General features: G+C 61.4%; 13 protein-coding genes and 2 pseudogenes. 2 read left to right on the top strand and 13 right to left on the bottom strand.

Annotated features, from left to right (window positions below; all coding sequences use genetic code 11):
• Window positions 1-104 precede the first annotated feature (104 nt).
• Together ACYQ8E_RS04935 and ilvA are read right to left on the bottom strand one after the other, a co-directional pair.
• The gene (locus tag ACYQ8E_RS04935; protein ID WP_066727460.1) at window positions 105-2,156 is read right to left on the bottom strand and encodes a hybrid sensor histidine kinase/response regulator; all 2,052 of its coding nucleotides are present in this window, start codon (window positions 2,154-2,156) and stop codon (window positions 105-107) included.
• 222 nt (window positions 2,157-2,378) lie between these two features.
• Window positions 2,379-3,887: a threonine ammonia-lyase, biosynthetic gene (ilvA, locus tag ACYQ8E_RS04940; RefSeq protein WP_066727461.1), complete on the bottom strand. Its 1,509-nt coding sequence runs from the start codon at window positions 3,885-3,887 to the stop codon at window positions 2,379-2,381.
• Between the two features lie 264 nt (window positions 3,888-4,151).
• Between ilvA and ACYQ8E_RS04945 the strand changes: the two genes are divergently transcribed.
• The gene (locus ACYQ8E_RS04945; protein ID WP_066727462.1) at window positions 4,152-5,777 is read left to right on the top strand and encodes a fumarate hydratase; all 1,626 of its coding nucleotides are present in this window, start codon (window positions 4,152-4,154) and stop codon (window positions 5,775-5,777) included.
• A gap of 175 nt (window positions 5,778-5,952) precedes the next feature.
• Here ACYQ8E_RS04945 and ACYQ8E_RS04950 read toward each other — a convergent pair whose 3' ends face one another.
• The gene (locus tag ACYQ8E_RS04950; RefSeq protein WP_066727463.1) at window positions 5,953-7,062 is read right to left on the bottom strand and encodes a hypothetical protein; all 1,110 of its coding nucleotides are present in this window, start codon (window positions 7,060-7,062) and stop codon (window positions 5,953-5,955) included.
• A 199-nt stretch (window positions 7,063-7,261) separates the two neighbouring features.
• Between ACYQ8E_RS04950 and ACYQ8E_RS04955 the strand changes: the two genes are divergently transcribed.
• Window positions 7,262-7,972 (top strand): YkgJ family cysteine cluster protein, encoded by a 711-nt coding sequence (locus ACYQ8E_RS04955; protein ID WP_066727464.1) that lies wholly within the window; start codon window positions 7,262-7,264, stop codon window positions 7,970-7,972.
• 296 nt (window positions 7,973-8,268) lie between these two features.
• On the opposite strand, the gene tnpA is transcribed toward ACYQ8E_RS04955, so the two are convergent.
• The 10 genes and pseudogenes from tnpA to ACYQ8E_RS05005 form a co-directional block, all read right to left on the bottom strand.
• Window positions 8,269-8,724: an IS200/IS605 family transposase gene (tnpA, locus tag ACYQ8E_RS04960; RefSeq protein ID WP_082820217.1), complete on the bottom strand. Its 456-nt coding sequence runs from the start codon at window positions 8,722-8,724 to the stop codon at window positions 8,269-8,271.
• Between the two features lie 91 nt (window positions 8,725-8,815).
• On the bottom strand, window positions 8,816-9,634 hold the full coding sequence (gene mutM / locus ACYQ8E_RS04965; protein WP_066727465.1) for a bifunctional DNA-formamidopyrimidine glycosylase/DNA-(apurinic or apyrimidinic site) lyase: 819 nt from the start codon (window positions 9,632-9,634) through the stop codon (window positions 8,816-8,818).
• 721 nt (window positions 9,635-10,355) lie between these two features.
• On the bottom strand, window positions 10,356-10,763 hold the full coding sequence (locus ACYQ8E_RS04970; RefSeq protein WP_066727466.1) for a YchJ family metal-binding protein: 408 nt from the start codon (window positions 10,761-10,763) through the stop codon (window positions 10,356-10,358).
• 24 nt (window positions 10,764-10,787) lie between these two features.
• Window positions 10,788-11,627 (bottom strand): ABC transporter permease, encoded by an 840-nt coding sequence (locus ACYQ8E_RS04975; protein ID WP_066727467.1) that lies wholly within the window; start codon window positions 11,625-11,627, stop codon window positions 10,788-10,790.
• Between the two features lie 358 nt (window positions 11,628-11,985).
• A complete protein-coding gene (locus ACYQ8E_RS04980) occupies window positions 11,986-12,660 on the bottom strand; it encodes a GspE/PulE/PilB domain-containing protein (protein ID WP_066727468.1) in 675 nt (224 codons plus the stop codon).
• A 136-nt stretch (window positions 12,661-12,796) separates the two neighbouring features.
• The gene (locus ACYQ8E_RS04985) at window positions 12,797-14,194 is read right to left on the bottom strand and encodes an OmpA family protein (RefSeq protein ID WP_066727469.1); all 1,398 of its coding nucleotides are present in this window, start codon (window positions 14,192-14,194) and stop codon (window positions 12,797-12,799) included.
• 184 nt (window positions 14,195-14,378) lie between these two features.
• Complete coding sequence (gene galE, locus ACYQ8E_RS04990) at window positions 14,379-15,398, bottom strand: UDP-glucose 4-epimerase GalE (protein ID WP_066727470.1); 1,020 nt, start codon at window positions 15,396-15,398, stop codon at window positions 14,379-14,381.
• Between the two features lie 181 nt (window positions 15,399-15,579).
• Window positions 15,580-16,680, bottom strand: a pseudogene (locus ACYQ8E_RS04995) (IS4 family transposase); the annotation flags it as partial.
• 610 nt (window positions 16,681-17,290) lie between these two features.
• The gene (locus ACYQ8E_RS05000) at window positions 17,291-18,628 is read right to left on the bottom strand and encodes a UDP-glucose dehydrogenase family protein (RefSeq protein ID WP_066727471.1); all 1,338 of its coding nucleotides are present in this window, start codon (window positions 18,626-18,628) and stop codon (window positions 17,291-17,293) included.
• 201 nt (window positions 18,629-18,829) lie between these two features.
• A pseudogene (locus tag ACYQ8E_RS05005) lies at window positions 18,830-19,280 on the bottom strand (NAD-dependent epimerase/dehydratase family protein); the annotation flags it as partial.
• Between the last annotated feature and the right edge of the window lie 2 nt (window positions 19,281-19,282).

Genomic DNA, 19,282 nt, shown 5'->3' on the forward strand with positions numbered 1-19,282 from the left:
TTATTTTTGTTATGAATCAGGCTAGTTAAGGAGAGAAAACTGGCGGTCGCGGGCGGGGACAAGGAGAGGCCGAAAAACCGGTGGCGGGAGGGGGCAAGCAAAGTTCAGGCGGAGCGGGGCAGGCTGAAGTGGAAGCGGCTCCCTTCCCCGAGCCGGCTTTCGGCCCAGATCCGGCCATTGTGTGATTCAACAATCTTGCGACAGATCGACAGCCCGAGGCCGCTGCCGCGGGTCGAATCCTCCGGCAACGCCTGGGTAAACTCTTCGAAGAGTTCCGGAAGGCGCTCCGCGGGGACCCCCTTGCCGGTATCGCTGACGGAGACGATCACCTCCGCGGGCTGATCGCTGACCTCGATCCGGACCCGGCCGCCGGCCGCGGTGAACTTGATGGCGTTGCCAACCAGGTTGAAGAGGACGCGCTTGATCTTCTCGTCGTCAAACAGGGCGAGACAGTTGTCCGGGGCGGCAATATCGAGTTCCAGCCCCTGCTGCAGGGCGAGGGAACGGACCTCGCGGTAGACTTCGTGCACCGACGAGGAGAGATCGCGGGGACCGATATCCATCTGCATCTTCCCCGCGTTCAGGCGCGAAAGGTCGAGGATATTGCTGATCAGATCGACCAGCCGGTCGCTGCTCTCGACGGCAGCGTCGAGGAATTCGCGCTGCTGGGCGCTAAGGTTGTCACACCCCATGTCCTTCAACAGCGAACAGTAACCGCTGACGATTGTCACCGGGATCCGCAGCTCGTGGGCGGCGGTATTGAGGAACTCTGCCCGGCTGCGATCGAGGGCTTTGAGGCGCTCGTTGGCCTGTTCGAGCACCACCTTGGTCTCCTTCAGTTCCTGCTCGATGACGCGCCGCTCGGTGACATCCCGGAACGCCACCACCTGTAGGTCGCTCACCACTTCCCGTTCACTGAGGCTGATGGAGAGGCGTTTGAGCTGGTCCCCCTTGGCACGGATGGTGACATCGAGGCGCGGGTTGCTGCGCTCGGCAGGGCGACCCTCCCGCTGCAGGCTGAGCACCTTGCGGAGCGAGCGGATATCGAGGAGCCGCGGCAAGGTCAGGGTTTCGAGCTCGGCGCGGCTGTAGCCGATGATTTCGAGCCCCTTGCGGTTGATGTAGACGATTTTCCCCCCGCGATTGAAGGCGGCCAGCCCCTCCGAAGCGTTCTCGAAGAGCATTTCGTAAACCGCCTTGACTGCCAGCTCCTTCTCGAGACGCTGCTTGGTGTGGCGCAGCAGGTCGGACTCCTCCCGGACCAGGGCGAAGTGATGGGCATTTTTCAGCGAGTTGGCCGAGACATTGGCGACCAGTTGGCAGAAAGCGACCTCATCCCGGGAGATACCGGCCCGGGAGCGCAGGGCCCGTACCACCATGGCGCCGATGACGCGCTCCTGGTAACGGACCGGCAGGACCAGGATGGTGTTGAATTTTTCGGCGGCCAGGTTCGGCCGCACCTCGGCCAGGATCGGGTCGAGGTGGATATCCTTGATCAGCAGCGGCTCGCCGGAGCGGATGACCTGCCTGATTTCGGGGTATTTTTCGAGGTCGATACGCAGCTCGCCCATCCCGGGGTCATCGCTCGAGGCGAGCACGTAGCCAAACTGCTCGTCCTCCTGGATCAGGGCGATGGAGCAGCGGTAGACATCGCTGAGGAGGCCAGCGATGCGCTGCACGATCTGGCGCAGAATTTCGACGGTATCGAGGGTGGAGGTCACCGAGCCGGAGATTTCGAGAAGGGCTTCCGAATCGCGCGCCTTCTGCTCCAGGGCGGCGATGGCGCGGCGCTTGGCTAGACTTCCCTGCACCCGGGCAAGCAGTTCGACCTGGTCAAAGGGCTTGGAGAGGTAATCGTCGGCGCCGACCTGGAAGGGATTGACAGCACCCTCGAGGTCGACCCGCGAGGTCATCATCAGTATCGGGGTGTGACGAAAGAGAGGGTTGGCGCGCAGGGCCCGGCAGGCATCGATGCCGTCCAGGACCGGCATGACCAGATCGAGGAGGATGACGTCCGGCGGCGCGGCAAGGGCCCGACTTATCCCCTCCTCGCCGTTGGTCGCCAGCGCAACCTCGAATCCGCCCTGTTGCAGCAGATCCGTCAGCAGTTCACGCATGAAGCGGTCGTCATCGACAACCAGAACCTTCTCTGCCATCCGCCCATTCCCTCCGCAGCGCAGCGCCGGGGCGCGCACCCAATTACAGTCAGGCTTAACCACAAAGCACAAATTATACCAACCACCTCAGCATCAAAAGCAGCCGGCCGGCAGGGTCAACCGCAACCGGCCCGATCGTCCTTGACAGGCAAGTCGAGACAGAAACCTCGAAATTTTACCGGGAAAAGGCGCATGACATTCCGGCGAAAAGACCCGGCAAATTCAGAGGAAGAGCCGATAGGCGGGGTTGGCGCTCTCCTCGACGAACCGGTAACCGAGATGGTCGAGAAAGGCACGGAAGGCCTCCTCCTCCCCCTGCGGGATTTCCAGCCCGATCAGCACCCGGCCGAAGTCCCCCCCTTGCGTACGGTAGTGAAAGAGGGAAATATTCCAGTTCGCCCCCATGGCGGCGAGGAAGCGGGTTAGGGCGCCGGGGCGCTCGGGGAACCAGAAACGGTAGAGAACCTCCCGCCCGACCTGGCTGGAGCGCCCGCCCACCATGTAGCGGATGTGGGTCTTGGCGAGCTCGTTGTCGGTGAGGTCGATATTGGCAAAACCCTGGGAGGCGAGCTGCCGGGCCATGCTGAACCGCTCCTGCTCGTTGCGGACCGAGAGGCCGACATAGATGTGGGCCTGGCTGCGATCAGCGAGCCGGTAATTGAATTCGGTGATATTGCGGGAGCCGAGGACCTCGGCGCAGAACCGGCGCAGGGCTCCAGGCTCCTCCGGGATGGTCACGGCGAAGAGGGCCTCCTGCTTTTCCCCGACCTGGGTGCGCTCGGCCACATAGCGCAGGCGTTCGAAGTTCATGTTGGCGCCGCTGTTGATCGCCACCAGGGTCTGGTCCCGGTAACCGCTGCTCCGTACCTGTTTCGTCATTCCGGCGAGGGCGAGGGCGCCGGCCGGTTCGACGATGGAGCGGGTCGCCTGGTAGACATTCTTGATGGCACTGCAGATCTCGTCGGTATCGACCAGGACGATTTCGTCGACGCAGCGCCGGCAGAGGTCGAAGGTGAGCTTGCCGACTTCGCGCACCGCCACCCCGTCGGCAAAGATGCCGACGGTGTCGAGGGTCACCCGCCGCCCGGCCGCCAGGGAACGGGCCATGGCGTCGCTGTCCGCCGGCTCGACACCGATGACCCGGATCTCCGGGCAGAGCGCCTTGAGATAGGAGCCGACCCCGGCAATCAGGCCGCCGCCGCCGACCGGCACATAGACGGCATCAATCTTCCCCGAGCTCTGGCGCAGCAGCTCATCGCCGACCGTCCCCTGGCCGGCGATGACCAGCTCGTCATCGAAGGGGGGGATGAAATTGAGACCGTTGGTCGCCACCAGGCGGGCACAGTGATCGGCCGCCTCCGAGTAGTTGTCGCCGTGCAGCACCACCTCGGCGCCGTAGGTTTCGACGGCAGCCACCTTGATCCGTGGCGTCGTCACCGGCATGACGATGATCGCCCGGATGCCGAGCTTGCGGGCCGAAAAGGCGACCCCCTGCGCGTGGTTGCCGGCGCTGGCGGTGATCACCCCGCGCTCCCGCTCCGCCGGCGACAGGTGGGCGATGCGGTTGTAGGCACCACGGATCTTGAAGGAGAAGACCGGCTGCAGATCTTCCCGCTTGAGGAGTACCCGGTTGCCGAATTCCCGGGAGAGCCAGACCGACTCCTCCAGCGGGGTCTCGACCGCCGCTTCGTAGACCCGGGAGGTGAGGATCTGCCTGATCAGTTTCTGCATGCCGTATCCTGAAAGGAAAGGTGGATGAAGTGGGGACGACTTTAGCATAGCTGGTGCGGGATGGGAATGCGGGATGTGGGCGTGAGGCGTGAGGCCAGGAAAACCATTTGACCATTCGCGTTCCACGTCCCGAATCCCCCGTCCCATCTCAATGCATAAGTATCGACAAATGTATACAGCCCCTATATAATGTGCGACCGAATCCCTTGCGAACTGCGGTGCCGGCTGGCGTCGCCCCATTCAATTTCCAAAGGAGAGAACGTGATGGCAACTCCGGAATTCAAGTACCAGGATCCTTTTCCGCTGGCGAAGGAAACGACCACGTACTACAAGATCCCCGGCTCCGAGCAATACGTCAGCACGGTGCAGTTCGAGGGGAAGGAAATGCTCAAGGTCGCCCCCGAAGCCCTGACCGTCCTCGCCAACCAGGCGATGAAGGACGTCTCCTTCCTGCTCCGTCCCGCCCACAACGAGCAGGTCGCCAAGATCCTGCGCGACCCCGAGGCCTCCCAGAATGACAAGGGGGTGGCGATGGCCTTTTTGCGCAACGCCGAGATCTCCGCCCAGCTCGATCTGCCGGTCTGCCAGGATACCGGGACCGCCACCGTAGTCGCCAAGAAGGGGCAGCAGGTCTGGACCGGGGTGAAGGATGAAGAGTACCTCTCGAAGGGGATCTACCAGACCTACACCGAGGAGAACCTCCGTTATTCTCAGACCGTCGCCCTCGACATGTACAAGGAAAAGAATACCGGCACCAACCTGCCGGCCCAGATCGACATCATGGCGACCGAAGGGGACTACTACAAGTTCCTCTTCATGGCCAAGGGGGGCGGCAGCGCCAACAAGACGATGCTCTACCAGGAGACCAAGGCCCTCCTCACCCCCGAGAAGCTGGAAAAATGGCTGATCGAGAAGATGAAATACCTCGGCACCGCCGCCTGCCCCCCCTACCACATCGCCTTCGTCATCGGTGGCACCAGCGCCGACGCCTGCATGAAGACGGTCAAGCTCGCCACCGCCAAGGAACTCGACGGCCTGCCGACGACCGGGAATGACCATGGCCAGGCCTTCCGCGATCTCGAGCTCGAGGAGCGGCTCCTCGCCGCGGCGCAGAAGCTCGGCATCGGCGCCCAGTTCGGCGGCAAGTATTTCGCCCATGACGTGCGCGTCATCCGCCTCCCCCGCCACGGCGCCTCCTGCCCCGTCGGCATGGCGGTCTCCTGCTCCGCCGACCGCAACATCAAGGCGAAGATCACCAAAGAGGGGCTCTTCGTCGAGGAGATGGACCGCAATCCTGGGCGCCTGATCCCCGAGCAGTACCGCGGCAAGCACGAGCACGGCGTCAAGATCGACCTCAACCAGCCGATGCCGGCAATCCTCGCCGAGCTCTCCAAGTACCCGGTCTCGACCCCGCTGCTGCTGAACGGGACCATCGTCGTCGGCCGCGACATCGCTCACGCCAAGTTCAAGGAGATTCTCGACAGCGGCAAGCCGCTCCCCGACTACCTCAAGAATCACCCGATCTACTACGCCGGCCCGGCCAAGACTCCGCAGGGGAAAGCCTCCGGCTCCTTCGGACCGACCACCGCCGGCCGCATGGACAGCTACGTCGACCTGCTGCAGGCCAACGGCGGCTCCCTGATCATGATCGCCAAGGGGAATCGTTCCCAGCAGGTCACTGACGCCTGCAAGAAGCACGGCGGCTTCTACCTCGGTTCCATCGGCGGTCCCGCTGCCGTCCTCGCCGAGGAGAACATCAAGAAGGTCGAGTGCATCGACTTCCCCGAACTGGGGATGGAAGCGGTCTGGCGGATCGAAGTCGAAAACTTCCCGGCCTTCATCCTCGTCGATGACAAGGGGAACGACTTCTTCAAGCAACTCGGTCTGTAACAGGCAAAAAGCCCCGGCTGCCATGGCAGCCGGGGCTTTTTAGTGCCGAGTGATGAGCGATGAGTGGCGAGGGATGGCCAGTGATTCGTGGGCAAATGAGGGGGACGGGGGACGCGGGATGCGGAACGCGAATGGTCAAAAGACCTTCCTCGTCCCTCGTCCCCCGTCCCCCGCCCTACTGATACTGAATATACATCGGCATCGGCCGCAGGCGCAGGACATCCTCGGGGGTCATCAGGGGGTCGCCCTGCTTGGTGTCGTTATGGAAAAAGAGCTTGAATCCGGTGTACTGGACCGGCTCCGCGGCGACATAGTCACGGTAGGTCGCCCGCTTCACCGCCGGCGGTCCCCAGCCGTCCATGTGCATGACAATCTGCACCTGCGGGCGCAGCACGATCTCGTCGGCATTGGTGACGCCATTGCGGGTGAAGCGGTGGACCGTCAGCACTTTGGGCGGCAGGTGGTAGCGCTCCACCACCCCGGCCAGCCAGGCCGAAACGGCGTTGACATCGACCGCATCATAGCTGCCGACCTTGGTGCCGGGGATGGCCTTGCTGCCGACCAGGTTGAATTCGGGGTCGATGCCGAGGTGGACGTCAGGATTTTTCAGAATCCACTCGAAGCGCGGCAGGATGGTGCGGATATCCTCATGGCCGGTCTGGATATCGATGAAGAGGAGCGCCCCGGCTTCCCGGGCCCAGGAGTAGACCTCGCTGACGAGGGCATCGGTCATCAATTTTCGGTACTTCCCGGCCCGCCCCGGGCTGTCCTGGGCAACCACGGCGATCAGGTGCAGGGCCGGCTGCACCTCGGTGGAGGGATCGGCTGCGGCCCAGCGCTGCGCTGCAGCCGCGAGGCGGCAGAGGAGTTCTTCCTTGCGGCACTCACCCAACACGCCCATGCGCCGCGACATCGGGTTACCATAGAAGGCGACAATCCGTTTTTGCGGCAGGATCGCCCCCGGCAGCGGCTTCTCCGCGACGACCAGCAGCTGGCCGTCTCCGCCCGGCAAGGGGGCACCGCCTAGAGAAAAATCGGTTCCGGGCGGGAATGAGGGGGGAACGGGTGATGGGGCGATGGGGGGCAGCACCGATTGGCCGACCGCCGGTTTAGGCGCCACTGGTTCCGGAATCAGCGGCGCCGGGAGCAAGGGGACTAGGCGCACCTCGGGCCGACGGTAGCGATCGAGGTTCGATCCTTCGCCCCTTGCCACCATCAGGGGGATTATGGCAACCAGGAAGGCAACAGCTGTCGTGACACGACGGAACCGGCGAGAAGACGGCATCTTAACTTTGTCCCGGAAGGAGGTTCAGCACCAGACACCATGAAAGCAACCTTACTACACAACCGCCGCAAAATTTTGTCAAGCAGAGTCCACATTCATCTTGAAAATTAATGACTTTCTTTCATGGAGGGAGATTGCTGCGGCTTCAACTTCCGGTTTCTTCTTGCCAGTTTCTCTCCCCCTGCGTCAGAATAGTCCGATGATAAAGTCCTGGGGTCAAATCGTCGCCACCCGCCACGCGCGGTTCGACCGCGACCTTGCGCAGCTCCTCGACGCCCTCCGCAAGCAGGGAACTCCCATCCATTGCACGGCGGGTTGCAGCGGCTGCTGCACTCTCAACGTCCACACCACCCTCCCGGAGGCGGCGGCTGTCGCGACCTCCCTGGCGGGGCCGCAGTGGGCCCGGGTCGATGGCTACCTTTCGCGCCTGCGAGAAGTCCTGGCCGAAACCCCCTCCTTCAAGGAGTTCCTGCGCCGCCACCGATCCCAGGCCGGGCCCTGTCCTTTCCTCGCCGATGACGGACACTGCACGATTTACCCCCGACGCCCCCTCGCCTGCCGCGCCCTCATCTCCACCCGCGACCGCGACTGGTGTACCGTCGACTTTTCCACTCTCCACCCCGGCGAACGCCAGGCCTTCATGAGCAGCCTCGACCCGGCCCTGGTTGCTGTTCCGACCCATTACCTGGCGGCGCCCCAGGACCTGGCCCGGGACCTGGAAGAGGAGATCGAGGCCGAAGCGCTCAACCGCTCCGGTTACAGCTTGAGCGGGAACCTTCCGCTCCTGGTCCACCTCTGCCGCCAGGCGCAACGATCCGGGGTACTGCCGCCGGAGCGCTCCCTGCTGCAAAAGCTTCTCGCCGCAAGCGGCCTCGCCCATCCCTTCCTGGTCACCGTGCGGGACGGATAACCTCCCCCTGAAACGCTGCCTGGCCCCAGGGACAGGTCCTTGGGGCCAGGCATTGGTTTTCCGGGGTAAGGACCGGAAAACGTTTACACTCTTACAACTATTTCTGACATTTTTCTGAGTAATAGGAATCCCCGCGAAAATTTCTGGCTTGAAAATTCGAACCCGTCGCCCGCGGATCAGGTCTGATCACTTCGGATAAAATCGGATCAAACCGAAAACCAGATTCAAGATGTCTCACGCGACGGCGCAACGACGCGACGGAAACCCAATTCAAAAATGAACTACCCCGCAGCAAGCTACGGGGTATCAAAAAGCGTTAACTGCTCGCGGTGCAATTGCTGATACTCTTTTTCTCGGCCTTGATTTCTAACATAGGTCGCAATGGTTTTCTCATTACCCTTTTGGCCTACAGTGTTCACAAAATAGCCCTTTGTCCAAAATTCGCCACCCCATAGTTGCTTTTTAACCGATGGGACTCGTTTGAATATTTCTCTGGCCGTAATGCTTTTGATGACTCGTGCAATCTGCGTTGGGCTGTACATTGGAACCGACTGCACCAAAAAGTGAACATGGTCTTTGTCGGTCCCAATTTCTACGAACTGAATCTCGTATCTTTTGGCGATCTCAAGGCAGACCTCTTTGAGACAGCCATCAACCTCTGGGGTGAAAACAACCCGGCGGTATTTTGCTGGGCAAACAAGATGGTATAACAGCACAGAAACATTATGACTTTTGTGTACATATTCGCTCATGTCGCCAATATTTCATATTGGCGATAGCGAAGCAAGCTTCGGGGAATTGGACCCCCCTGAGATTCAAAATTCAAAATTCAAAATGCCCACTTCATCCCCTCTGGCAGCGGGGGCAGTAGAAGGTCGAACGCTGCCCCACCCGCTGCTGCCGGACATTCTCCCCGCAATGAAAACAGGCCTCACCTTCCCTGCCGTAGACCTGCAGCTGCTGGGAAAAATAGCCGGGACGCCCCCCTTCGTTCCGAAAATCCCGCAGGGTCGTCCCACCGGCAGCGATCGCCGCGGCGAGAACTTCCCGGATCGCGACCAGCAACTTCCGGTACCGTCCTGGAGCAAGGGCCCCGGCCACGGTGAAGGGACTGATCCCGGCCCGGAAGAGCGCCTCGCTGGCGTAGATATTGCCGACCCCGACCAGGATTTCCTGGTCCATGATGAAGGTCTTGATGGCGGTTTTGCGCCCCCGGGAGCGCCGGTAGAGGTAATCCCCGTCGAGTTCGGCCGCGAAGGGTTCCGGCCCCATACTGGCCAGCAGGGGGTGGCCGGCGGGATCTTCGCTGGTCCAGAGCAGGGCGCCGAAGCGGCGCGGGTCGTGGAAACGGAGCAGCCGGTCGTTATCGAGCAGGAGATCGACATGGTCATGCTTGCCGGCCGGGAGATCGCAAGGGACAACCTGGAGATGGCCGCTCATCCCGAGGTGCAGCAAGAGGGTCCCCTCTTCGCAACGAAACAGGAGGTACTTGGCGCGGCGGTCGACAGCGCGGATCGTTTCTCCGGTCAGTTGCTGGCCGAGGTCGGCGTCAAACGTCCAGCGCAGCCCCGGGACCCGGATGACAGCGGCGATGATGCTACGACCGATGAGGAGGGGGGCGAGTCCGGCGCGGGTGGTTTCAACTTCGGGGAGTTCGGGCATAGGTTCCTTTGGAAATTATTGAATGAGCGAGAGTCTACCTTAACACAGATCAATGCGTTGGGCGCATTCCGCCGACCTTGTTCTTTTTGGTTCGATAAAATCCTATGGTCAAGATCAGGACCGCCGGTCCCGGCCGGCAGCCGGGTGGCTTTCTTTGCTGGCCCAAAGAAAGTCACCAAAGAAAGGGCCGCCACTCGGCGTGGGGCCATGCCGTTACGGAACCGGGTGCTGGTCAAGATGGCGTGGTGCGGTTCCTGCCGTGTATCGATCCGCCCCCCAAGACGCCGGGACCCATCCGTCTGGGGTCCCGGGTGCGGTGCGAAGGGTGATCCGATTGACAAGGAGATTCTGCTGCTCGTTCTGGCGTTAACGGGCAAAAGCAGGTGCCTTTGACCTTAAACAACACGAGCTGTTTACGGCCACAGTACGGAAGAGGCAGCGCTCCGCGATGCTCCCTCGACCGGAGACGCGGTCCCACGAAGCGATGGCGGTCACTATCTGCTGCGCCGGAGATTGGAACCTGGACCGGCCGTGGCGGCATGCCCCCCGCGAGGGGACGGCCACTTTTTGCTTACTTTTTGTTGGCCTGGACAAAAAGTAAGGCGCCTGGCGGGGCGCGTCCCGCCGATCTTGAAATGGGACAAACAGCCCCAGCCGGAGAGAAAAATTCCGGCAGGATGATATTCAGGAAATCGGCGGAATCGGCGGGAAGAAAAGGATATCAGAAGAAAAGATTATCCGACAGCCGCTTGAACTCGTCCCAGCTGATTTCCTCCACCGGACCATCGAAAAGGCCCCGTTCGAGGCGGGCGCCGCTGAAGTAATGCCACTCCCCGTCGATGGCGACCAGATTGGCATACTCGAAGTAGGTGTGGAGTTCGTCACCATCGGAAAAGCGGTTCAGCAGCATCACCCGGGCGCGGTTTCCAACCACATTCTGCAGCAATACCCGGCACTCCTGGAAGACCAGGTTTCCCGCCAGTTCCTGCTCGCCGTAGGCAATATAGGCATCCCGCTCCGGGAACGCCTGGCGAAAGTTGGTGTCGGGATGATAGCCATCCCAAATGGCGCCGAAATCCCCGGCGACGAAATCACGGAAACGCTTGCGGATGAACTCTTCGGGTGTCATGAAAAACCTCGCTGGCGGCAGGGGTCAGTCGCGGATGCGCGGGTCGAGGGCGTCACGAATCCCCTCCCCGAGCAGGTTGTAGCCGAGGACGGTGAGGAGGATGGCAAAGCCGGGAAAAGCCGAGAGCCACCAGGCGGTGCCGAGGGTTTGCTTGCCGGCAATCAGCATATTTCCCCAGGAGGGGGTCGGCGGCTGCACACCGATGCCGAGAAAGGAGAGCGCGCTTTCGGTCAGGATCGCGCCGGCGACCCCGAGGGTGGCCGAGACCAGGACCGGCGACAGGGCGCTCGGCAGGATATGGCGAAAGATGATGCGGGCGTCGGAAGCGCCCATGGCGCGGGCGGCGACGACAAAGTCCCGTTCCCGCAGGGAGAGGAATTCGGCCCGGACCAGGCGCGCCACCCCCATCCAGCCGGTGAGGCCGATGATCACCATGATGTTCCAGATCGAGGGTTCCAGGAAAGCGATGACGGCGAGGATCAGGAAAAAGGTCGGGAAGCAGAGCATGATATCGACGAAGCGCATCACCACCGCGTCGGTCCAGCGCCCGTAGAAGCCGGCGACGGCGCCGATGACGATGCCGATCAGGGTAGCGATGCCGACGGCGACGAAACCGACCAGCAGCGAGATCCGCGCCCCGTAGAGGATCCGCGCCAGAACATCGCGGCCAAGGTCGTCCGTCCCCAGCCAGTGCTGCAACCCGGGCCCTTCCAGGCGCCGGGCAATATCAATGGCGCCGGGATCGTAGCCCGCCACCGGCGCCAGCAGCGCCAGCAGGAACATCGCGGCAACGATCACCGCGCCGGCCATTGCCATGCGGTTGCGCCGCAACCGCTGCCAGAAGATATCACGAACAAAGGGCATGGTTTAAAGATCCGGAAGGGGCGTAACTGGTGACACGTGAATCGAGTGAGATCAAAACCCAGATCCGTATCGCGCGGATCGAATCTGATCACTTCGGATTAACTTCGGATCGACCAAATTCAGGACCAGCCTCACGCGACGGCGCTGCGACGCGACGAAAACTTCAACCGAACCTGATCCACAAACCGTTGAGCCCATGATTCAGACCTTGATTTTTGCTTTGCGTTGCGTTGCGCCGTCGCGGCGTTGCGTGAGCTGATTTGCGGTTTTGCCTGAATCCGACCCTATCTGACCTTATCCGAAGTGATCCGCGCGAACCGCCTTTGAACCTTTCTCGCCTCAGCACTCAGCACTCAGTCTACTTAAGCCGTTCGAACTCCCGCAGCGACAACAGCCCCTTGTCCATCAGCAGCCGGATCAGGAGTTGAAATTTCTCTTGGAGTTTGGCCGGCTGCTGGTTTCCATTGCCAATAACTGCCGGGAAGTCGAAGACGGAGAGGCCGTCGTCGGCAGAAGCCGGCGCTTCCTCGACGGGGAGGGGTTCGATTTCCGGCAGTCCCTCCTCTTCCCGGGTTGACTCGGAACCGGGCGGGCCGTAGCAGCGATCGATCGCCGCCCGCACCGCCCCTTCGGCAGCGAGGGCGGGACGGACCTGGCAGCCGGTCATGAACTGGATAGCGTCGATGGCGAGGAGGTTGGTCGGGTCGGCCATCGCCACCAGCAGGTAGACGGTGCCGTACATCACCTTGCGGTCGACCGGAATGACGTTGTATTCCCGCGCCTTGTCGGCCGGCACCGTCGCCAGCACCTCGTCGGAAATGGTCCAGCGTTCGAGGTCAATGCGAGTCAACTTGAGTTGATCGGCGAGAAAATTGAGGAGCGTATCCTCGGGCAGGTAGCCGAGTTTGATCAGCGAATCACCAAGCCGCCCCCCCCAGTGGCGCTGGTAAGAGAGCGCCGAGTTGAGCTGGTATTCGTGAATGATCCCGGCTTCCATCAGCATTTCGCCGAGCTTCAGGTTTTTGCGGGGCAACAGAACCTCCTTTAGGGCATTGAAGCACTGAGTACAAAATAATTGAGTCGCGCAGGTCGCCAGCACTCAGCACTCAGCACTCAGCACTCAGCACTCAGCACTCAGCACTCAGCACTCAGCACTCAGCACTCAGCACTCATTCCTCAATCCTCACCACCACCCGCCGGTTGGCGAGGCGCCCTTCAGGAGTAGCATTGTCCGCCACCGGCCGCGTTTCACCGTAGCCGCGGGCGATGACCCGGTCGGACGGAACGCCATAGCGTTCGACCAGGGCAGTGCGGACACTGCCAGCGCGACGCAGGCTCAGCTGCTGGTTGTAGGAAGCGGAACCGACATCGTCGGTATGCCCCTCGATGATGATGCGCACTCCCGGGTGGGCATTGATAAAAGCCGCAGCTTTCTCCAGTTCGGGGTTATTAGCCGCCGAGATCGCCGCACTGTCGGTGCCGAACTCGATTGCCAGATCGAGGGAGGCCTTTTCCGGTTGCGGAACCGGGCAGCCGTCGCTGTCGACGGAGACGCCGGCCGGGGTTCCGGGGCACTTGTCGTCGATGTCGAAGACCAGGTCACCGTCGCTGTCGCGCGGGCAGCCGACGCTGTTGACCGGTACTTCAGAGGGCGTTCCGGGGCACTTGTCGGCGCTGTCGGCCACGCCGTCCCGGTCGCTGTCGAGAAGGGTCGGTACCGGCAGCGGGCAGCCCACCGCATCCACCTCAGTACCGGCCGGTGTATCCGGGCACTGGTCCTGGTCGTCGATGACCGAGTCACCGTCGCTGTCGGCGGCACAGCCGCTGGCATCGACACTTGTCCCGGCCAGGGTCCCGGGGCACTTGTCGTCCTGGTCATAAACGCCGTCGCGGTCGCTGTCTTCGGGGCAGCCAAAAGCATCGACGGCCGTACCGGCGGCACTCCCCTGGCAGCGGTCGACACTGTCGATAACGCCGTCGCGATCCTGGTCGATGACGCCGGCGGTTTCGACACCGCCGCCGAACTGGAACTGGAGACCTGCGGTCGCCGAGAAGTTATTGTATTCCGACCCATCCAACGATTCATTCTCGACCGTGAAGTAGTGGCGGGCATCGGCGCGCAGGGCGATATTGTCGCTCAGGGCCAGCTTGAAGCCGAGCCCCCAGTCGAGGAAGCCGTCCTTATCAACAGGGGCACGGTTCCGCTCCGGGTCGAAGACCAGCCCGCCGAGACCGATCGCCACATAGGGGACAAAGGCGTTGTCCGGTCCGAAATGCCGGATCAGATCGAGACGCCCGATGTAGGCGTTGAGATCGAAGTTCTCGTCGTCCTTCAGTTGCGTCGTTAGGTACCCGGCGGTCCCCTCGATGGCCCAGTGGGTTCCGAGGTTGTAACCAAGTCCGAGGGTGAAGAAGGGAGCATCTTCGATATTCTGCTGGCTTTCGAAGAAATAGCCGCCAGCGCCGAGATCGAGGGTGAAGGCATGGGGGCGGACCGCGGCCTCGGCATTGCTGACGACAAGGCCCGTCAACAGCCCGGCAAGAGCAAGCAACAGACACTTATTCATTTTGAACCTCCTGGATAAGGTCAAAGAATCAGCAAAAAGTTCTATATCGGATAATCTTTTACATTAAAGCCGGAAAGGGTTGGAAAGGCAAGGATTTTAAATGAAATGAGCGGATTGGCACGGGACGGGGGACGGGGAACGAGAATGGTCAAAAGACCTTTCCCGACCCCCGTTCCCCGTCCCTTCATTCTCCATCACGCAACTTCTTCTCCCACTCCCAGGCGCTGCGCAGGATGAACTCGAGTTCGTCATGGCGGGGTTTCCAGCCGAGTTCCCGACGGATCAGGGTTGAATCGGCGACCAGCGCCGCGGGATCGCCCTCCCGGCGCGGCGCGGTGACGACGGGAAAGTCGATGCCGCTGACCCGGCGTGCCATCTCCACCACTTCGAAGACCGAGTAGCCGCGCCCGTAACCGCAGTTGAAGACTCCCCCGGGATGCCCGGCGAGGAGCGCCTCAAGGGCGACGAGGTGAGCAGCGGCAATATCGTCGACATGGATGTAGTCGCGGATGCAGGTGCCATCGGCGGTCGGGTAATCGGTGCCGAAGATCTCCAGCCGCGGAAAGAGGCCGAGGGCGGTCTTCAGCGCCCGGGTGATGAGGTGGGTCGGGTTGCGGTAATCCTGGCCGATGCGGGCATGGGGATCGGCGCCAGCGACATTGAAGTAGCGCAAAGCGATGCGGCGAAACCCGGGGTCGGCGGCGGTGAGGTCGCTGAGGAGCCGTTCGCTCATCATCTTGCTGGCGCCGTAGGGGTTGATCGGCAGCAGGGGCGCGTCTTCAGCGACCGGAATCCGTTCCGGGGTGCCGTAGACCGCCGCAGTTGAGGAGAAGATGAAGCGGCCGATCTCCAGTTCGCGCAGCAGTTCAAGCAGTTGCAGGGCGTTGGCGGTGTTGTTGCGGTAGTACTTGAGAGGGGCGCGCATGCTCTCGCCGACCTCGATGGAGGCGGCAAAATGCATCACCGCGTCGGGCTGAAAGTCAGCGAGCGCCGAGCGCAGCTGTTCGCGGTCGGCCAGCTCCCCCACCACCAGCTCGCCGCAGAAGATCGCCCGCCGGTTGCCGGTCGAGAGGTTGTCGTAGCTGCAGACCGTGTACCCGGCCTCCCCCAGCGCCTTGACGACGTGGCTGCCGATGTAGCCGGCACCGCCGGTGACAAAAATCCGCGATGCGGAGTTTTGCAAGTGCCTAGTGTCAACTGCCATAGCTCATGACTCCTACGATAGAACAGGTAAAGTAAGAACTCAAAAGTACGAATCAGGGTCGGCGGGACGCGCCCCGCCAGCCGCCTTACTTTTTGTCCAGGCCAGTAGTGTCCGGTTAAGAAGTTGCATAGGCTCCGAAGTCCAAGTCAATGATATCGGGAGGCCCTAAGCCTGCGGCCGCATCCTCGGCGGCCTCGTTGCGAATATTGTTGCGAAGCTCACGCACCCTGTTGATGCTGACACGTTCGCCATGCTCTTCGTGGCAGTAGATGGCCAGCAGCAAATAAGTAATCAACCCTGCGAGGATCTGCACCAGCAGGCCGTAGGGACTGCGGGCAATCAGGTGATACACCTTGAGGTGGCGCTTCCACCAGGCGAAGAAGGACTCGATCGTCCAGCGTAGCTTGTAGATCAAGGCAATCTGCTCGGCGGTCAGATCGAAGCGGTCGGTGGCGACCCAATAGGATTTTTGGTCAACCTTGTAGCCGACCACACGCACTTCTCGTTCGGTCTGGTTGACATCTTTGGTGCCGAGCAACACCCTGGCGTCATAGAAAACATGACTGCCGGGGACAACAGGATTGGCGCTCAACTCCGTCTTACGAGAACTGGCTTTGATGCGGCAGACAAAGTGGCGCCCCTGATCCTGCCAGTCGTCAAAGTTTTTGTAACACTGGTAATAGCGGTCATAGACACCTGTCTGACCGGGAGCCACGAGCCGTTCCGCCTGAGGACGCTCGTCGCCCTTGCCGTCGGTTAATGTGACTTTCTGGGGGACACCACGACCGATATCGAACCCCAGGTGAACCTTGGCCTTTTTGGCTCCGTCTCGATAGTCCGCCCAGAGCATGGACAGCGTAGCGTCAATCAGCGAACCATCGACGGCGATCAGATCGCCGAGATCGGAGATGTCTTTGGCGACAGGAATCTTTTGTGAGACCTGTTTCTGCAGGTCTTCGTAAACATGAATCATCTGCTCCAGCCCTCGGGTATTGATCGCCTCAAAGAAGGCGCTTTTCCGGATACCGCCGGGCGGTGCAATATGAGTCGCGGCAAAATCTTCCTGCGTCAGAACCTGAAGCAGATGACGCCCCGAAGAATGCTCTTCGAGGTGATAGTAGGTCAGGATTTTCAACTGATCTTCAAACGTCATCTGCAGTGGCCTGTTGCCTCGGGCCTCAAGAACCGGGGCATGTTCGAGAGCGCCCTTGAACGGGGTAAAAAGTCGGACAATGGAGCGCCTGCTAAGCCGGGTACGGTGGCAGCGAACAAGTAATGACATTTTCGTAAATCCTCATATAAAATAGGTATTTACGAAAATCACCGCGCCGACTTCACGACGATTTGTCAAGCAAAAAATACGCTAACTTGTGAAAATATTTACAATTATCTGCAACTTTGGGTGAATGCAATTTGCTAACCGGACACTACTGTGTCCAGGCCAACAAAAAGTAAGCAAAAAGTGGCCTTCCCCTAGCGGGGGGCATGCCGCCACGGCCGGTTCCGATTTCAATCTCCGGCGCAGCAGAAAGTCACCGGTGGCGCTTCGTGGCACCGCGTCTACGGTCGAGGGAGCATCACGGAGAGCTGCCTCTTCCACACTGTGGCCGTAAACAGCTCATGTTGGTTAAAGGCAAAACCAAAGAGCCGATCACCAGAGTGGTCCCGCCAACTGAGCTACACCTCGCACCGCACCCGGGGCCCCAGACGGATGGGTCCCGGCGCCTTTGGGTGAAGATCAGAAAACAGCAGGAACCGCACCACTCTACCTTGACCAGCACCCAATTCCGTAACCGCATGGCCCCACGCCGAGTGGCGGCCCTTTCTTTGGTGACTTTCTTTGGGCCAGCAAAGAAAGTCACCCGGCTGCCGGCCGGAACCGGCGGTCACCCTCAGTTCCTTCGGCCAATGCCGAAATACTCAAACCCTTCCTCTTTCAGCTTCTTCGGGTCATACTGATTGCGCCCGTCAAAGATCAGCGGGTTCTTCAGCAGGCGCTTGATCGCAGCGAAGTCGGGGTGGCGGAAGGGCTTCCACTCGGTCACCAGAATCATCGCATCACATCCCGTAAGAGCGTCGTACTGGTGTTCCGCCAGGGTCAGCGCCCCACTCTCGAACCAGGCCGCGGGGAGCTCCTCGCGGGCGACTTCGCGGGCCTCGGGATCGTAGGCGCGCACCTTGGCGCCGGCACCGATCAGCTGGTGGAGGAGGACCACCGCCGGCGCCTCGCGCATGTCATCGGTCCCCGGCTTGAAGGCGAGGCCCCAGAGCCCGAAGTTGAGACCGGAGAGGTCGCTGCCGCAGCGGTCACTGATCTTGGCGAAAAGGACATCCTTCTGCGCCTCGTTGCGGCGGTGGACAGCGCCGAGAACCATCGGTTCGAGGGCCGAGGCTTCCGCCATGTGGATCAGCGCCTTGACGTCCTTGGGAAAACAGGAGCCGCCATAGCCGCAGCCGGGATAGATGAAGGAGTAGCCGATGCGGCTGTCCGAGCCGATGCCGAGGCGCACCTGCTCGACGTCGACCTCGTAGCGATCGCAGAGGGCAGCGACCTCGTTCATGAAGGAGATCTTGGTGGCGAGCATGGCGTTGGCGGCATACTTGGTCATTTCGGCGTCGCGCACCCCCATGAAGAGGATGCGGTCGTGGTTGCGGGAGAAGTCGGCGTAGAGGGTGTGCATGATCTCCCGCGCCGCCTTCGAGTCGGTGCCGACAACGATGCGATCGGGACGCATGAAGTCCTCTACCGCCGCCCCTTCCTTGAGGAACTCGGGGTTGCTGACGACATCGAAGTCGATAGCGACGCCGCGCCGTTCCAGCTCCTCGCGGATCGCTGCGCGAACCTTGTCAGCGGTCCCGACCGGCACCGTCGACTTGTCGACGATCACCGCATAACCCGCGAGGTTCCGCCCGATCTCCCGGGCCACCGCCAGCACGTACTGGAGGTCGGCCGAGCCGTCCTCGCCGGGCGGCGTGCCAACGGCGATAAAGTAGACGTTGGCTTCGGCCATCGCCGCGGCGAGGCTGGTGGTGAACTGCAGCCGCCCCGCCTCGACGTTGGAGCGGACCAGCGGCTCCAACCCCGGTTCGTAGATCGGGATCTCTCCCTGCTGGAGACGCTCGACCTTGCGAACATCGACATCGACGCAGGTGACGAAGTTGCCCATTTCGGCGAAACAGGTGCCGGTAACCAGGCCGACGTAGCCGGTTCCGATGACAGTAAGTTGCATGATTATAACTCCGTGCCTCGTGAAAAATAAGTGGAACGCGGGATGAGGGTTGCGAATGGTCAAAAGACCTTATTCGTCCCCTGGCTCTCGCGGATCAAATCTGGCTACTTTGGATTAAATTCGGATTGATAAAAATTAGAACCAGCCTCTCGCGACGGCGCAACGACGCGAGGAAGCCCGACTCAAAAGTCAAAACTTACCTCATCCCCCATCCCTCAGCAGCTTGTCAAAATATTCGATGGTCCTGACCAACCCTTCCCGCAATTGCACCGTCGGCTCCCAACCGAGAGTCTGCCGGGCCAGGGTGATATCGGGCTGGCGCTGCTTCGGATCGTCGGACGGGAGGGGTTTGTAGACTACCCGGGAAGGGCTGCCGGTCAGTTCGATTACCAGCTCGGCGAGCTGGCGGATGGTGAATTCGGTCGGGTTGCCGAGGTTGATCGGCCCGGTGACGGCGTCACCACTCTCCATCAGGGCGACCAGACCGTCGATCAGGTCGTCGACATAACAGAAGGAGCGGCTCTGGGAGCCGTCGCCGCAGAGGGTGAGCCTCCCCCCGCAGCGCCTGGACGATGAAGTTGGAGACCACGCGGCCGTCGTTGGGGTGCATGCGCGGACCGTAGGTGTTGAAGATCCGTGCCACCTTGATCCGCT

The sequence above is a fragment of the Desulfuromonas carbonis genome, assembly GCF_054658035.1.

Coding starts and splice junctions, on each gene's coding strand:
- ACYQ8E_RS04950 (WP_066727463.1), bottom strand. CDS start 7,062: ATGCCGTCTTCTCGCCGGTTCCGTCGTGTCACGACAGCTGTTGCCTTC.
- ACYQ8E_RS04945 (WP_066727462.1), top strand. CDS start 4,152: ATGGCAACTCCGGAATTCAAGTACCAGGATCCTTTTCCGCTGGCGAAG.
- ACYQ8E_RS04975 (WP_066727467.1), bottom strand. CDS start 11,627: ATGCCCTTTGTTCGTGATATCTTCTGGCAGCGGTTGCGGCGCAACCGC.
- tnpA (WP_082820217.1), bottom strand. CDS start 8,724: ATGAGCGAATATGTACACAAAAGTCATAATGTTTCTGTGCTGTTATAC.
- galE (WP_066727470.1), bottom strand. CDS start 15,398: ATGGCAGTTGACACTAGGCACTTGCAAAACTCCGCATCGCGGATTTTT.
- ACYQ8E_RS05000 (WP_066727471.1), bottom strand. CDS start 18,628: ATGCAACTTACTGTCATCGGAACCGGCTACGTCGGCCTGGTTACCGGC.
- mutM (WP_066727465.1), bottom strand. CDS start 9,634: ATGCCCGAACTCCCCGAAGTTGAAACCACCCGCGCCGGACTCGCCCCC.
- ACYQ8E_RS04955 (WP_066727464.1), top strand. CDS start 7,262: ATGATAAAGTCCTGGGGTCAAATCGTCGCCACCCGCCACGCGCGGTTC.
- ACYQ8E_RS04935 (WP_066727460.1), bottom strand. CDS start 2,156: ATGGCAGAGAAGGTTCTGGTTGTCGATGACGACCGCTTCATGCGTGAA.
- ACYQ8E_RS04970 (WP_066727466.1), bottom strand. CDS start 10,763: ATGACACCCGAAGAGTTCATCCGCAAGCGTTTCCGTGATTTCGTCGCC.
- ilvA (WP_066727461.1), bottom strand. CDS start 3,887: ATGCAGAAACTGATCAGGCAGATCCTCACCTCCCGGGTCTACGAAGCG.
- ACYQ8E_RS04985 (WP_066727469.1), bottom strand. CDS start 14,194: ATGAATAAGTGTCTGTTGCTTGCTCTTGCCGGGCTGTTGACGGGCCTT.